The organism is Klebsiella sp. K5-204, from assembly GCF_030128585.1.
Classification (GTDB): Bacteria; Pseudomonadota; Gammaproteobacteria; order Enterobacterales; family Enterobacteriaceae; genus Klebsiella; species Klebsiella quasipneumoniae.
The window spans coordinates 72,461-86,924 of record NZ_JAKUZS010000012.1 but is presented as its reverse complement, the minus strand read 5'-3'; the positions used below and the strand labels follow the sequence as shown (position 1 = coordinate 86,924).

The 14,464-nt window shown below is 59.0% G+C and carries 13 protein-coding genes; 7 read left to right on the top strand and 6 right to left on the bottom strand.

Going from position 1 to position 14,464, the window contains the following annotated elements:
• Nucleotides 1-21 precede the first annotated feature (21 nt).
• Nucleotides 22-672 carry a metal-binding protein ZinT gene (gene zinT, locus MKR05_RS24645; protein WP_023291535.1) on the bottom strand — a complete coding sequence of 217 codons (651 nt, stop codon included), beginning with the start codon at nucleotides 670-672 and terminating at the stop codon, nucleotides 22-24.
• 69 nt (nucleotides 673-741) lie between these two features.
• Here zinT and MKR05_RS24640 point away from each other — a divergent pair, with 69 nt between their 5' ends.
• From MKR05_RS24640 to MKR05_RS24630, 3 genes are all read left to right on the top strand, one after another.
• Entirely contained in the window at nucleotides 742-1,683 is a 942-nt protein-coding gene (locus MKR05_RS24640; protein WP_224256479.1) for an AraC family transcriptional regulator, read from the top strand.
• 205 nt (nucleotides 1,684-1,888) lie between these two features.
• Nucleotides 1,889-2,551 (top strand): fructose-6-phosphate aldolase, encoded by a 663-nt coding sequence (gene fsa / locus MKR05_RS24635; protein ID WP_044520931.1) that lies wholly within the window; start codon nucleotides 1,889-1,891, stop codon nucleotides 2,549-2,551.
• A gap of 54 nt (nucleotides 2,552-2,605) precedes the next feature.
• On the top strand, nucleotides 2,606-3,709 hold the full coding sequence (locus MKR05_RS24630; protein ID WP_032454483.1) for a glycerol dehydrogenase: 1,104 nt from the start codon (nucleotides 2,606-2,608) through the stop codon (nucleotides 3,707-3,709).
• A 93-nt stretch (nucleotides 3,710-3,802) separates the two neighbouring features.
• On the opposite strand, the gene metF is transcribed toward MKR05_RS24630, so the two are convergent.
• Together metF and MKR05_RS24620 are read right to left on the bottom strand one after the other, a co-directional pair.
• Nucleotides 3,803-4,690, bottom strand: a complete 888-nt coding sequence (gene metF / locus MKR05_RS24625; RefSeq protein WP_023291532.1) for a methylenetetrahydrofolate reductase — start codon at nucleotides 4,688-4,690, stop codon at nucleotides 3,803-3,805.
• A 194-nt stretch (nucleotides 4,691-4,884) separates the two neighbouring features.
• Complete coding sequence (locus tag MKR05_RS24620; protein ID WP_050534174.1) at nucleotides 4,885-5,826, bottom strand: LysR family transcriptional regulator; 942 nt, start codon at nucleotides 5,824-5,826, stop codon at nucleotides 4,885-4,887.
• A gap of 91 nt (nucleotides 5,827-5,917) precedes the next feature.
• Between MKR05_RS24620 and MKR05_RS24615 the strand changes: the two genes are divergently transcribed.
• Complete coding sequence (locus tag MKR05_RS24615) at nucleotides 5,918-6,289, top strand: carboxymuconolactone decarboxylase family protein (RefSeq protein WP_023291530.1); 372 nt, start codon at nucleotides 5,918-5,920, stop codon at nucleotides 6,287-6,289.
• A gap of 38 nt (nucleotides 6,290-6,327) precedes the next feature.
• Here MKR05_RS24615 and MKR05_RS24610 read toward each other — a convergent pair whose 3' ends face one another.
• Nucleotides 6,328-8,760: a bifunctional aspartate kinase/homoserine dehydrogenase II gene (locus MKR05_RS24610; protein ID WP_044520927.1), complete on the bottom strand. Its 2,433-nt coding sequence runs from the start codon at nucleotides 8,758-8,760 to the stop codon at nucleotides 6,328-6,330.
• A gap of 2 nt (nucleotides 8,761-8,762) precedes the next feature.
• The gene (gene metB / locus MKR05_RS24605) at nucleotides 8,763-9,923 is read right to left on the bottom strand and encodes a cystathionine gamma-synthase (protein WP_004203678.1); all 1,161 of its coding nucleotides are present in this window, start codon (nucleotides 9,921-9,923) and stop codon (nucleotides 8,763-8,765) included.
• Between the two features lie 267 nt (nucleotides 9,924-10,190).
• Between metB and metJ the strand changes: the two genes are divergently transcribed.
• A complete protein-coding gene (gene metJ, locus MKR05_RS24600; protein WP_002882924.1) occupies nucleotides 10,191-10,508 on the top strand; it encodes a met regulon transcriptional regulator MetJ in 318 nt (105 codons plus the stop codon).
• 101 nt (nucleotides 10,509-10,609) lie between these two features.
• On the opposite strand, the gene rpmE is transcribed toward metJ, so the two are convergent.
• Nucleotides 10,610-10,822, bottom strand: a complete 213-nt coding sequence (rpmE, locus tag MKR05_RS24595; protein ID WP_002882922.1) for a 50S ribosomal protein L31 — start codon at nucleotides 10,820-10,822, stop codon at nucleotides 10,610-10,612.
• A 252-nt stretch (nucleotides 10,823-11,074) separates the two neighbouring features.
• On the opposite strand from rpmE, the gene priA reads away from it, so the two are divergent.
• Complete coding sequence (gene priA / locus MKR05_RS24590; protein WP_044520924.1) at nucleotides 11,075-13,270, top strand: primosomal protein N'; 2,196 nt, start codon at nucleotides 11,075-11,077, stop codon at nucleotides 13,268-13,270.
• Nucleotides 13,271-13,420: 150 nt separating this feature from the next.
• Nucleotides 13,421-14,449, top strand: a complete 1,029-nt coding sequence (cytR, locus tag MKR05_RS24585) for a DNA-binding transcriptional regulator CytR (RefSeq protein WP_004203676.1) — start codon at nucleotides 13,421-13,423, stop codon at nucleotides 14,447-14,449.
• Nucleotides 14,450-14,464: the final 15 nt, after the last annotated feature.

The following is a 14,464-nucleotide window of genomic DNA, read 5'->3' as shown; positions in this document are numbered from 1 at the left end:
CCGGGGGATTTTTCACCCGTTCTAGTGGTGCAGCATCTCATCAACGATCTGCTCTTTATGCAGCGCATACGGATAATAGGTCGGCCAGTTATCCATCTCTTTCAGCAACGCTTCCTGTGATTCATTGCCCATGAAAATATGGAAATGCTGCGATTTACGCGGGCCAATGATGTGGTCGCTGAACTGGACATATTTTGGCGCGCTGGCATCGCCCTGCTGGCACTCGAACAGATAACGTACGCCCTTCTTACCGGAGGCGTAATGCAGGATTTTGTAGCCTGAATAGCGGTATTTGCAGCTGTTGACGGTCTCGCCAATGTGGAACTCAATCACGTCATCTTCAATGCCAATCTGTTCCACATCGGTGGCATAGCCCTTCTTATAATAGGCGCGATACTCCTCCACGCTCTTGCCGCCGGGCTTTTTCGCCTTCTGCTCCAGCACCGGATCGAGATCGCCGTTGAGCAGATACGGGTTCACCGACTGCCAGACGCCCTCCCAGTCGCTCAGCGCGCGGTCCTGCACATCTTTATCCGCAAAAATGCCTTCGCTGGCCTGACGCTCCACTTCGGTTAGCGCCGGCCCATGGCTATGGTTGCCGTGGGCGAACGCCTGGGCGCTGGCTAGCGCCATGCCGAGTCCCAAGGCCAGCAGGGGGATCTTTCTGGTCATTACTCTCTCCTGAGTTTGCTATCAATGGCGACAAATTGTTACGATATAACATATCGTAACTGAGAAGCAATAGCGACAGGCTGGCGCTTTTACCGCTGGAATAATGTCCGGTATGATGAAAAGGGTGATGCGCGGGGCGGAACAATGATGGACAACGATATCAATCAACTTATTGATGCATTGCTAAAAAAGCAGACCAGCCTCGGACGGGTTTATTTCGCCGGCGAGACGCGCTCGCCTGCTGAACCGGTGGTGCAGGTTGATTTTCCCCGTCTGAATATCCTCCTCGATGGTCAGCTGCGCGACCAGGCGCTCGGCGATAACGCCCCGCTCCTGGAGGCCCATGACGTGCTCTATATTCCTGGCGATAGCTGGAACTGCCCACAGTGGCAGGCGCCCTGCCTGCTGTTAAGCATCCTGTTCGCTAAGCAGCAGCTGGAGTGCTCGCTGCAGCGCTGGAATGGCAAGACGATCGCCGTTGTTGAAAAGCTACAGGCGCTGCGTCGCGGGCCGCGCGTCGGTTCCTTCCTGCTGCAGGCGCTCAACGAGATCCGGATGCAGCCGCAGGAGCAGCAAACCGCCCGCAGCATCGTCATCAGCCTGCTCAGCCACTGCCATGATCTTCTCGGCAGCCAGGCGCAAACCTCCTCGCGCAGCCAGGCGCTGTTCGAGGCAATCCGTCAGTACATCGAGGTCCATTACGCGGAGCCGCTGAGCCGGGAATCGGTCGCCCAGGCGTTCTATCTCTCTCCCAACTATCTTTCCCATCTGTTCCAGAAATGTGGGCCAATGGGCTTCAATGAATATCTAAACCACATTCGTCTCGAACAGGCCCGTATGCTGCTGAAGGGCCACGATATGAAAGTGAAAGACATCGCCCACGCCTGCGGCTTCGCCGACAGCAACTACTTCTGCCGCCTGTTCCGCAAAACCACGGAACGCTCGCCGTCTGAATACCGCCGCCAGTACCATAGCCAGCTGACGGAAAAATCGTCCGCGGCAAAGAACTAGATTTTTGTGTGTTAAACCTGACTTTTGTGCGCGCTATAGTTTCCTGCCATCCCAGCCAGCGTCGATAAATGTGATCTAAATCATCCTTAATCGCGATGCGTACATTTATCCAGTTTTTGGCAAATTTGTCATCTGGCGATCCTTCGAACGAAAGCCGTATGCTTACCTCAACGACAGCACCGAATTAAGCATTGAGGAAAACGCTATGGAACTCTATCTGGATACCGCCAACGTCGCCGAAGTGGAACGCCTGGCCCGCATCTACCCGCTGGCCGGGGTGACCACCAACCCGAGCATTATCGCCGCCGGTAAAACCCCGGTGTGGGATGTACTGCCGCGCCTGCAAAAAGCCGTTGGTCCGGAAGGGATTCTGTTCGCGCAGACCATGAGCCGCGATGCGCAGGGCATGGTGGCAGAAGCCAAACGCCTGAGCAACGCCGTGCCGGGCATCGTGGTCAAAATCCCGGTCACCGCCGAAGGCCTCGCCGCTATCAAGATGCTGAAGAAAGAAGGCATCCCGACCCTTGGCACCGCCGTCTACAGCGCTTCACAGGGTCTGCTGGCCGCGCTGGCTGGCGCAAAGTACGTCGCGCCTTACGTTAACCGCGTCGACGCTCAGGGCGGGGACGGCATCCGCATGGTGCAGGAACTGCAATCCCTGCTGGAAATGCATGCGCCCGAAAGCAAAGTGCTGGCGGCAAGCTTCAAAACGCCCCGTCAGGCGCTGGATTGCCTGCTGGCTGGCTGCGAAGCAATCACCCTTCCACTAGATGTAGCGCAACAAATGCTCGGCACCCCTGCGGTAGAGTCAGCCATAGAGAAGTTTGAACAGGACTGGAATAACGCCTTTGGCACGCTGAACCTGTAACCGGACCCGCGCGCCGCCTGCGGGCGGCATCACGGTCATCGAGGAGGAATCGAAATGGATCGCATTATTCAATCACCAGGCAAATACATCCAGGGCGCAGGCGCCATCAAGCGCCTTGGCGACTACCTGAAACCGCTGGCCGAACGCTGGCTGGTCGTTGGCGATAAATTCGTGCTGGGATTCGCGGAAGAGATGCTACGCAAAAGCCTGGCTGACGCCGGCCTGGCGGCGGAAATCGCGCCGTTCGGCGGTGAATGTTCGCATAATGAAATCAATCGCCTGCGCGATATCGCCGGCAGTGCGAAATGCACCGCCGTGCTGGGGATCGGCGGTGGTAAAACCCTGGATACCGCGAAAGCGCTGGCCCATTTTATGAAGGTGCCGGTGGCGATCGCCCCCACCATCGCCTCCACCGATGCGCCGTGCAGCGCGCTGTCGGTGATTTACACCGACGAAGGCGAGTTCGACAGCTATCTGATGCTGCCGCACAACCCTAACATGGTCATTGTCGATACGCAGATCGTTGCTGGCGCGCCGGCTCGCCTGCTGGCCGCCGGGATTGGCGATGCGCTGGCCACCTGGTTCGAAGCCCGCGCCTGCTCACGCAGCGGCGCCACCACCATGGCGGGCGGGAAATGCACCCAGGCGGCGCTGGCGCTGGCCGAGTTGTGCTACAACACCTTACTCGAAGAGGGTGAAAAAGCGATGCTGGCCGCCGAACAGCACGTGGTCACTCCGGCGCTGGAGCGGGTGGTGGAAGCCAACACCTATCTGAGCGGCGTCGGTTTTGAAAGCGGTGGCCTGGCGGCAGCCCACGCGATTCATAACGGCATGACGGCCATCCCTGACGCCCACCACTATTATCACGGTGAAAAAGTGGCGTTCGGCACCCTGACGCAGTTGGTGCTGGAAAACGCGCCGGTGGAAGAGATCGAGACTGTCGCCGCGCTGTGTCACAGCGTTGGGCTGCCGATCACGCTGGCGCAGCTGGATATCAAAGGCGACATCCCGACCAAAATGCGCCTGGTGGCGGAAGCCGCCTGCGCTGAAGGCGAAACCATCCACAATATGCCGGGCGGCGTCGACGCCGACCAGGTCTACGCCGCGCTGCTGGTCGCCGACCAATATGGCCAGCGCTTCCTGCAGGAATGGGAATAATCCAGAGCAAAACAAAACACCCGGCGTCAGCCGGGTGTTTTTTATGTTTATCAGCCGGACGCGTCGCCTACTGACGGCGGAAACGGCAAGCACTCAGGCCGGACGCACGCCCAGCGTATGACAGATGGCGTAGCTCATTTCGGCGCGGTTAAGGGTGTAGAAGTGGAAATCTTTTACCCCTTCCCGACTTAAGATCTTCACCATGTCCATGGCGATATTCGCCCCCACCAGCTGACGGGTTTCGGCGTCATTATCCAGCCCTTCGAACATTTTCGACATCCACACCGGGATACGAACGTTGGTCATATCCGCAAACTTTTTCGCCTGTTTAAAGTTGGAAACCGGCAGGATACCCGGAATAATTTCCACGTCGATGCCCGCCGAGACGCAGCGATCGCGAAAACGCAGATAGCTTTCCACATCGAAGAAGAACTGGGTGATCGCGCGGTTGGCGCCTGCCTCGACTTTGCGTTTCAGGTTGAGCAAATCCGCCTGCGCGCTTTTCGCTTCCGGATGCACTTCCGGATACGCGGCGACGGAGATATCAAAATCCCCCACCTCTTTCAGCAGAGTGACCAGATCGGCGGCGTACATCTCCGGTTTACCGCTGCCCGGCGGCAGGTCGCCGCGCAGAGCGACGATATGGCGGATGCCGTTGTTCCAGTAATCCTGGGCGATAGTGCGCAGCTCATCGCGAGTAGCATCGATACAGGTCAGGTGCGGCGCCGCTTCCAGACCGGTTCGCTCTTTAATACCTTTGATGATGCTGTGGGTGCGATCGCGCTCGCCGGAGTTCGCGCCATAGGTCACCGAGACAAACTTCGGTTTCAGACTGCTCAGGCGATCGATGGATTTCCACAGGGTTTGCTCCATTTCACTGGTGCGCGGCGGAAAGAATTCAAAGGACACATTAATCTGGCCCTGGACTTCCGCCAGGCTCTGATTCAGGGCTTCCCGCTGATTGGCGTGAAAAAAGCTCATACCTTACCTCATCAATCGCATGTAATGGCTGTTGTGTTGCGAACTTCTATACGTTTAGACGTCCAGATGTAAAAATGACGGAAAAGCGCCCGGGCGTCAATAGAAAAATCTGCGTAAAGAGTGAGGAAAAGGCTGCCAACATGAAAAAACTTCATCTACCGGCGCTTTGCCAGCCGAAAGAGCCCGCTCTGCGGTCAACATGGGGTAGAACGATATTCAGCATGAGACGAGCGAGCCGTCAGGCGATCATCCAGCAGTGAGAGCCATTGCTGCACGGCTCCTGCCTGGTGAGGCGCATAGATCACCCCAAGGCTTAACGGCATGCTGTCGCCTTCAGCGACAGGACAGAACACTACCCCCTGACGCTGGATCGCGGAAAAGGACGCCGGCAGGAGGATCATGCCTTCCCCACGCGCGATTCGCGCCAGCAGCACATCATGTTCGGCAGGCTCTTCCACATAAGCGGGGGTATAGCCAGCCCGGTCGAAAATGCGCCGCGTGTAGTCAAAGAAATCGGGGTTACGCTCGCGTTTAAACCAGAACAGCGGCCGATGATTGAGCGCGCTTAGCGTTAACGCTGGTATGACGGCTTCCGGCCAGGAGGCTGGCACTGCCGCGATGAGCGGCTCCTGGTACGGCAATGGATGCAGGTGCAGCCCTTCAGTATTGAGCGGCAGCGCGACCAGCGCCGCATCGAGTTTGCCTTTGCGCACCTGCTGCGCCAGCGCCGGTGAGGCGTGGCGGGTGATATGCAACCCGCGGGTATGTTCGCTCAGCGCAGATTCAACAGCAGCGAAAATGCCTTGTTCGAAGGCGGTGGTCACGCCCAGACGCAGAGACGGCGGCGAGTGAACGGAGAGCTCACTCAATGCCGCCAGCGTGCGTTCCTGGAGCGCCAGCATGGGCCGAATGATCGCCAGCACCTCTCTGCCCGCGTCGGTAAGGATCAGGCCTTTGCTATGGCGCTGAAACAGCGTCACCCCCAGCTGCGCTTCCAGATAGCGCATATGGCGACTCAGCGGCGGCTGCGAGATAAATAACCGCTGCGCCGCCCGGCTGATGTTATTTTCCTCCGCCACCACGGCAAAGGCACGCAGCAGGCGGATATCAAGAGAATGTAATCGCGAAGTTGTCATACTGAAAAGGTATCACGAAAAGGGTATTACTCAAGTCCGGTAAACTTCCCTACCCTTCCTCTCAACGCATCATCACAGAGAGGAAAAAACGATGTCCAGCGAACGTTATACCACCGGTCAGGAAATGCTTCAGCGCGTGGACGGTAGCGGCGGGGAGGCCGTCGTCAACAGCCTGCGGGATATCGCCCCCGACTTCGCCCGCTATCTGATTGAGTTCCCCTTCGGCGATATTTACGCCCGGCCAGGGCTTGATTTGCGTAGCCGGGAAATCGCCACCATCGCCGCGCTCACCGCGCTGGGTAACGCCGAGCCGCAGCTGAAAGTGCATATTGCTGCGGGATTAAATGTCGGTCTGACGCAAGAGGAAATTACGGAAGTGATCATGCAGATGGCGGTCTACGCCGGATTCCCGGCGGCGCTAAACGGCCTGTTTGCCGCTAAAGCAGTTTTTGCGGCGCACTAACAAAAAAGACCAGGCCGCGCCTGGTCTTTTTCCCGGGACTACAGCAGCTGCGCCAGACGGTTAATATCCGACTGGATCGCCCCGGCGGTCACATCGCGCCCGGCGCCGGGCCCGCGGATCACCAGCGGATTATCGCGATACCAGCGGCTTTCGATAGCGAACACGTTATCGCACGGCAGCAGCGCCGCCAGCGGGTGCTCTTCGCGTACCGCTTCCACGCCGACGCGTGCTTTGCCGTTGGCATCAAAACGCGCCACGTAGCGGAGCACCAGCCCCATCTCGCGGGCCGCCTCCAGGCGCTGCAGCATCTGCTCGTTCAGCTCTTCGCCATTCTCAAAGAAGTGATCGACCGAACCCTCTTCACAGTGCGCCGGGACCAGTGATTCCACGCGCACCTGATCCGGCTCGATGTCGTAACCCGCTTCCCGCGCGAGGATCACCAGCTTGCGCATCACATCTTTACCGGACAGATCGACGCGCGGATCCGGCTCGGTCAGACCCTGCTGCCACGCCTGATCCACCAGGTCGGTGAACGGCACGGTGCCATCAAACTGCAGGAACAGCCAGGAGAGCGTTCCCGAGAAGATACCGCTCAGGCCGAGGATGGTATCGCCGCTGTCGATCAGGTCGCGCACCGTATGGTTCACCGGCAAGCCGGCGCCCACGGTGGCGTTATACAGCCAGTGGCGCCCTGTCTTCTCAAACGCGTCGTGGATCTGGCGATACTTATCGCTGCTGCTGGCCCCCGCCAGCTTGTTGGCGCTGATCACGTGGAAGCCATGGCTGGCGAAATCAAGATACTGGTCTGCCAGCCGCTCGCTGGCGGTGACGTCCAGCACCACTAAATCATCATACGGGTGCGCGCGCATCCACAGGAACAGCGACTCTTCATCTTGCTCCACCGCTTCATCGTTGAAGAAAGCCAGCGCCCGGCTGGCGTCCAGCCCGTCGTAGTTCAGCAGACTGCGTTTACTGTCGACCACGCCAGCGAGCACAAACTCAAAGCCGGTGCGCGCCGAGAGCGTGGTTTGTTCACGGGCGAACAGCTCCAGCCAGCGGGAACCGATGTTCCCTTTGCCGAACAGCATCAGGCCGATACGCTTTTCGGCACGAAACAAGGACTGGTGCAGCCCCTGGATCAGGCTTTCCGTCGGCCCGGCGCGCAGGACGGCCACCAGGCTGATCCCCTCTTCCGACTGCCAGGTGAACTCCACCGGCTGCCCTTTCAGCTGCTGCCAGAAACGGTGGCAGTGCAGTGGGTTGCGGGTGACGCCCGCGCCCACCATCGCCACCAGCGCCAGCTTCTGACGCAGACGCAGCTCGCCCGGCAGACCTGCCTCATCGAGCAGCTTCAGCGCGCTGTCGGCCACCTCGGAGGTATAGCAGAACTGCAGCAGTTTGCGGTCTGCATGGACGCCAACGGCTAACGGGCGCAGCTGGGCGCGTTTGAGCAGGGCGTCCAGCTCTTTATGCGCCAGTTTGAAATCGTGACCGGCCGGCACCTGAAACTCCACCAGGCAGACATCGTCATGGCTGGTGACAATCCGGGCGCCAGTACCGGAGGCCAGCACGCGCTCAATGCGCGTGGAACCCTGTTCCGGCGTATAGCTGCAGCGTAACTGCAGATCGATATCGCTGGCGGAAACCGGCTGTAGCGTGCGGGCATGGAGCACCGGCGCGGCCAGACGCGCCAGCTCGCTGGCTTCGTCCAGACGCAGCAGCGGCAGCAGACAGGCGTCTTTCACCTTGCGCGGATCCGCGCTGTACACCCCGGCGACGTCGCTCCAGATAGTGACGCGGGAAGCGCCCGCCAGCGCGCCGATCTGGGTGGCAGAGTAGTCAGACCCGTTACGGCCCAGCAGGACGGTTTCACCGGCCTGGTTGCGGGAGATAAAGCCGGTCACCACCAGACGCTTGTTAGGATGCTGCGCCATCAGCTGCTGCAGCAGTGGATAGGATAATCCTTCATCCACCTGCGGCTGCGCGGCGCGTTCCGCGCGCAGGAACGCGCGCGCGTCCAGCCAGGCGGCTTCCATTCCCAGCTGGTTGAGAACCGCCGCCATCAGGCGCGCGGACCACACTTCCCCATGGCCGACCACTTCCGCATAGACCGCTTCGGAAACCCCGCCGTCCAGCAGACCAGCCAGACGCTCAAGGTCGTGGATAAAGGCGGCGATCAACGTATCCGCCGCCGCAGGCTCCACCAGACCGCCAATCAGCTCGGTGTGATAGCGGCGAAGCGACTGCTGAACCTGATGCGCAGCAAGGCGATCGCTCTGGCTAAGCTTAAGCCAGCTGATCAGCTGGTTGGTGGTGCTGCCAGCGGCGGAGACGACCATCATGTCCCCCGCCTGCGAATACTCCTTCATGATCCCCGCGACGCGCAGGTAACATTTCGCATCCGCTAAACTACTCCCACCAAATTTGTGCAGCTGACGACCCTTCGCCCCTGCCTGCGCAATCACACTCATCTTTATTCCTCGTTTGCTGCCCGGAAGCCATTTTCCAGGTCGGCAATTAAATCTTCACCATCTTCGATACCGGTCGAAATACGCAGGAGCGTTTCTGAAATTCCGGCGGCGGCACGCGCTTCAGGCGCCATGCCGGCATGCGTCATCGTTGCCGCATGGGAAATCAGGCTTTCAACGCCCCCCAGCGATTCCGCCAGTGTAAACAGCGACAGCCCGCTCAGGAAGCGGCGCAGCGTCTGCTCGTCACCATCCAGCTCGAAGCTTAACATTGCGCCAAAACCTTTTTGCTGACGCGCCGCAATTTCATGCCCCTGGTTTTCCGGCAGCGACGGATGATACAGCTTTTTCACCAGCGGCTGGGTTTTCAGATACTCGACGATCGCCAGGGCATTACGTTGCGCCACTTCCATGCGGGGAGAAAGCGTCCGCAGCCCGCGCAACAGCAGATAGCTGTCGAAGGCGCTGCCGGTGACGCCAATGTTATTCGCCCACCATGCCAGTTCGGTGACAGTCGCCGGATCGTTGGCAATCACCACCCCGGCCACCACATCAGAGTGACCATTAAGGTATTTAGTACAGGAGTGCAACACCAGATCGGCGCCCAGCGCCAGCGGGTTTTGCAGCGCCGGACTCAGGAAGGTGTTATCGACCACGCTGATCGCCCCGGCTTCGCGCGCCAGACCACAGATTTTCGCAATATCCACCACCCGCAGCAATGGATTACTTGGGCTTTCGACCAGCACCAGCTTCGGTTTTTCCGCCAGCGCCGCCCGCAGCGCCTGCTCATCGTTTTGATCGACGAACTGAACGCGATAGCAGCCGCGCTTCGCCAGGCTATCGAACAGACGGTAGCTGCCGCCGTAGCAGTCGTGCGGCGCCACCAGCAGATCGCCAGGCTTAAGGAACACCGTCGTCACCAGCAGGATCGCCGACATACCGGTATTGGTCAGCACCGCGCCAGCGCCGCCCTCCAGCTCCGCTAAAGCGCGCTGCACCACATCACGCGTCGGGTTGCCGCGGCGGGAATAGTCGTGAGCGCGAGGTTCATTAAAGTCGGTGAAGTTATAGGTACTGGAGAGGTGGATCGGCGGGACAACGCAACCGTACTGCTCGTCGTCATTTAAACCGCTACGCACTGCGATGGTGGCCTGTTTACGCGTCATGTTGGGAAGTTCCTGGGCTGAATCGGTGAAAAGTCAGGCTTCAGAGTAAACATTGTCACAATAGACGTCAATACATCTGGACATCTAAACTTCTTTGCGTATAGATTGAGCAAAGTGCAAATAGCCGTTAAAATTATATGCATTAGCGCACGTCGGCGGCGGCTTATCTCATGTCAGAAAGCCCGCGCATACGGTAAACTACGCGCGATTATAGCCCGGGCGGAATATTCTGGCCCTTCACTAATAAACAGAGGATTAAGGTATCTCATGGCTGAATGGAGCGGCGAATATATCAGCCCATACGCTGAGCACGGTAAGAAGAGTGAGCAAGTAAAGAAAATTACGGTTTCCATTCCTCTGAAGGTGTTAAAAATCCTCACCGATGAACGCACGCGTCGTCAGGTGAATAACCTGCGTCACGCGACCAACAGCGAACTGCTGTGCGAAGCGTTTCTGCATGCCTTTACCGGACAACCGTTGCCTAACGATGAAGACCTGCGTAAAGAGCGCAGCGATGAGATCCCGGAAGCGGCGAAAGCGATTATGCGTGAACTGGGTATCGACCCGGATACGTGGGAATACTGAGACGATAAAAAGGGCGGAAGCACGCTTCCGCCCTTTTTCTTTCCCGCCCAGGCAGGCGAGAGACACAAAAAAGCCGCCCTGAGGCGGCTTCTTCTGGCAACTTACTTGCTGCCCGGGATGCTGAAGCGCTTGTTGAAGCGGTCAACACGGCCACCGGTAGCAACATCACGCTGTTTGCCGGTGAAGAACGGGTGGCATTTGCCGCACACGTCGAGGTTCAGGTCGTGACCTACGGTGGAGCGGATTTTCATGACATTACCGCAAGAACAGGTAGCAGTAATTTCGTCGTAATTTGGGTGAATACCTTTTTTCATGGGAGAACCTCAGTTAAGGCCGCGTCGCTCTTCCAGCCCTAACGCCAGACACCACGCGATATTAGTAATTTCCCGTCGCCCTCTACGCTGTTGACAGCGTGAAGCACGCGGTAATGGTCAATCTTCAATGCGATATAAAGCGCATCAAAGGCGGCGAATCATACAGAATTTGACCAGCATATGCAAACTGATCCGCGCCGCCTTATCGTAATGTGTATACTATCCCGCCAGATTTCAAGTCAGGAAGATGACATGCCCGTCGCCCACGTTGCCCTACCCGTTCCGCTACCGCGCACTTTTGACTATCTGCTGCCTGAAGGCATGGCGGTCAAAGCGGGCTGTCGGGTGCGGGTGCCGTTCGGCAAACAGGAGCGGATCGGTATTGTCGCGGCGGTCAGCGAACGCAGCGAGCTGCCGCTGGACGAGCTAAAACCGGTCGCGGAAGCGCTGGACGACGAACCGGTCTTCTCCGGTACCGTCTGGCGGCTGCTGATGTGGGCGGCTGAGTATTACCATCATCCGATTGGCGATGTGCTGTTCCATGCGCTGCCCATTCTGCTGCGCCAGGGCAAACCCGCCAGCGCGACGCCGCTGTGGTACTGGTTCGCCACCGAGCAGGGGCAGGCCGTCGACCTTAACGGTCTGAAACGCTCGCCGAAGCAGCAGCAGGCGCTGGCGGCGCTGCGCCAGGGAAAAATCTGGCGTCATCAGGTTGGCGAACTGGAATTTAATGAAGCGGCGCTGCAGGCGCTGCGCGGCAAAGGGCTGGCGGAGCTGGCCTGCGAAGCGCCCGCCCTCATCGACTGGCGCAGCGCGTATTCGGTTGCCGGCGAACGCCTGCGTCTTAATACCGAGCAAGCCACCGCCGTCGGGGCGATCCACAGCGCCGCCGATCGCTTCTCCGCCTGGCTGCTGGCGGGTATTACCGGCTCAGGGAAAACGGAAGTCTATTTGAGCGTGCTGGAGAATGTGCTGGCGCAGGGGCGCCAGGCGCTGGTGATGGTGCCGGAGATCGGTCTGACGCCGCAGACCATCGCCCGCTTCCGCCAGCGCTTTAACGCGCCGGTGGAAGTGCTGCACTCCGGACTCAATGACAGCGAACGTCTTTCGGCCTGGCTGAAGGCGAAAAACGGCGAAGCGGCCATTGTGATCGGCACCCGCTCCTCGCTGTTTACCCCGTTTAAAGACCTCGGCGTCATCGTTATCGACGAAGAGCATGACAGCTCCTACAAGCAGCAGGAGGGCTGGCGCTACCATGCCCGCGACCTGGCGGTATGGCGCGCCCACAGCGAACAGATCCCGATTATTCTCGGCTCGGCGACGCCGGCGCTGGAGACCCTGCATAACGTCCGCCAGGGCAAATACCGCCAGTTAACCTTAAGCAAACGCGCGGGCAATGCGCGCCCTGCCCAGCAGCACGTGCTCGATCTCAAAGGGCAACCGCTGCAGGCGGGTCTGTCTCCCGCGCTGATTAACCGTATGCGCCAGCATCTGCAGGCGGATAACCAGGTGATCCTGTTTCTTAACCGCCGCGGCTTTGCGCCAGCGCTGCTGTGCCACGACTGCGGTTGGATAGCGGAATGTCCGCGCTGCGACAGCTACTACACGTTGCACCAGGCGCAGCACCATCTGCGCTGCCACCATTGCGACAGTCAGCGCCCTATCCCGCGCCAATGTCCCTCCTGCGGCTCCACGCACCTGGTGCCGGTGGGTATCGGCACCGAACAGCTGGAGCAGGCCCTGGCACCGCTGTTCCCTGACGTGCCTATCTCGCGTATCGACCGCGATACCACCAGCCGCAAAGGGGCGCTGGAGGAGCATCTCGCCGCCGTCCATCGCGGCGGAGCGCGTATTTTAATTGGCACCCAGATGCTGGCCAAAGGCCACCACTTCCCGGACGTCACCCTCGTCTCCCTGCTGGACGTCGACGGGGCGCTGTTTTCCGCGGATTTCCGCTCCGCCGAGCGTTTCGCTCAGCTCTATACCCAGGTCTCCGGGCGAGCGGGACGGGCAGGAAAACAGGGCGAAGTGATCCTGCAAACCCACCATCCTGAACACCCTCTGCTGCAGACCCTGCTGTATAAAGGCTACGACGCCTTCGCCGAACAGGCGCTGGCAGAGCGGCAGACAATGCAGCTACCGCCGTGGACCAGCCATGTGCTGATTCGTGCGGAAGACCATAACAACCAGCAGGCGCCGCTGTTTTTACAACAGCTGCGCAATCTGCTGCAGGCCAGTCCGCTGGCCGACGACAAGCTATGGGTGCTCGGTCCGGTTCCGGCGCTGGCGCCGAAGCGCGGCGGCCGCTGGCGGTGGCAGATATTGCTGCAGCATCCTTCGCGGGTACGCCTGCAGCATATCGTCAGCGGTACGCTGGCGCTGATCAATACGCTGCCGGAGGCGAAAAAAGTAAAGTGGGTGCTGGATGTCGATCCTATTGAAGGGTAAGCCTTCTCTTGCGAGCCGGATCGAAAAATTTAACAAGCATCACGTTTTTCATGAAAATTCTGTAACTCACTGCCGCGACTATCTGATAAAAATGATGCAGCAGTTAGCGCGCAAGGGAAATGCCAGCGCCATTCAGCGAGGAGAAACCAGGTGAAGCCCAAAAAACAAGTGGTTGCCGCCACCATGAAAGACGTCGCCTTAAAGGCAAACGTTTCCACGGCAACCGTGTCCCGAGCGTTGATGAACCCTGATAAGGTGTCGCAAGCCACCCGTAACCGGGTCGAGCAGGCGGCGCTGGAAGTCGGCTATTTACCGCAGTCGCTCGGACGCAATATGAAGCGCAACGAATCGCGGACGATTCTCGTGATCGTCCCGGATATCTGCGATCCCTTTTTTAGCGAAGTGATCCGCGGTATTGAAGTCACTGCCGCCGAGCACGGATATCTGGTGTTAATCGGCGATTGCGCCCACCAGAATCAGAAAGAAAAAACCTTTATCGACCTTATCATCACCAAGCAGATTGACGGCATGGTGCTGCTCAGCTCGCGCCTGCCGTTTGACGCCAGCGTGGAAGAGCAGCGCAATTTGCCGCCGATGGTCATGTCGAACGAGTTCGCGCCGGAGCTGGAGCTGCCCACCGTCCACATCGATAACCTGACGGCGGCTTTTAACGCGGTAAACTATCTTCACGAGCTGGGACACCAGCGTATCGGCTGCATCGCCGGCCCGGAAGATATGCCGCTGTGCCATTATCGCCTGCAGGGTTACGTGCAGGCGCTGCGCCGCAGCGGTATCACCGTTGATCCGCACTATATCGCTCGCGGCAACTTTACCTTCGAAGCTGGCGCCAATGCGCTGGAGCAGCTGCTGTCGCAGCCGGTACCGCCCACCGCGGTCTTTTGCCATAGCGATGTGATGGCGCTGGGCGCCTTATCGCTGGCGAAACGCCGCGGTCTGAAAGTGCCGGACGACCTGTCGATTGTCGGCTTCGATAACATCGCGTTGTCTGAATTTTGCGATCCGCCATTGACCACCGTGTCACAGCCGCGTTTTGATATCGGCCGTGAAGGAATGCTGCTATTACTTGAGCAAATGCAGGGTCATAACGTGAACAGCGGCTCGCGCCTGCTCGATTGCGAACTGATTGTTCGCGGCAGTACGCAAAAAATCAGACGATAACCATCAGGCTTTCGG

Bases quoted from the DNA above. Each gene is read 5' to 3' on its own strand.
- zinT (WP_023291535.1), bottom strand. From the start codon at position 672: ATGACCAGAAAGATCCCCCTGCTGGCCTTGGGACTCGGCATGGCGCTA.
- fsa (WP_044520931.1), top strand. From the start codon at position 1,889: ATGGAACTCTATCTGGATACCGCCAACGTCGCCGAAGTGGAACGCCTG.
- MKR05_RS24630 (WP_032454483.1), top strand. From the start codon at position 2,606: ATGGATCGCATTATTCAATCACCAGGCAAATACATCCAGGGCGCAGGC.
- metF (WP_023291532.1), bottom strand. From the start codon at position 4,690: ATGAGCTTTTTTCACGCCAATCAGCGGGAAGCCCTGAATCAGAGCCTG.
- MKR05_RS24620 (WP_050534174.1), bottom strand. From the start codon at position 5,826: ATGACAACTTCGCGATTACATTCTCTTGATATCCGCCTGCTGCGTGCC.
- MKR05_RS24615 (WP_023291530.1), top strand. From the start codon at position 5,918: ATGTCCAGCGAACGTTATACCACCGGTCAGGAAATGCTTCAGCGCGTG.
- MKR05_RS24610 (WP_044520927.1), bottom strand. From the start codon at position 8,760: ATGAGTGTGATTGCGCAGGCAGGGGCGAAGGGTCGTCAGCTGCACAAA.
- metB (WP_004203678.1), bottom strand. From the start codon at position 9,923: ATGACGCGTAAACAGGCCACCATCGCAGTGCGTAGCGGTTTAAATGAC.
- metJ (WP_002882924.1), top strand. From the start codon at position 10,191: ATGGCTGAATGGAGCGGCGAATATATCAGCCCATACGCTGAGCACGGT.
- rpmE (WP_002882922.1), bottom strand. From the start codon at position 10,822: ATGAAAAAAGGTATTCACCCAAATTACGACGAAATTACTGCTACCTGT.
- priA (WP_044520924.1), top strand. From the start codon at position 11,075: ATGCCCGTCGCCCACGTTGCCCTACCCGTTCCGCTACCGCGCACTTTT.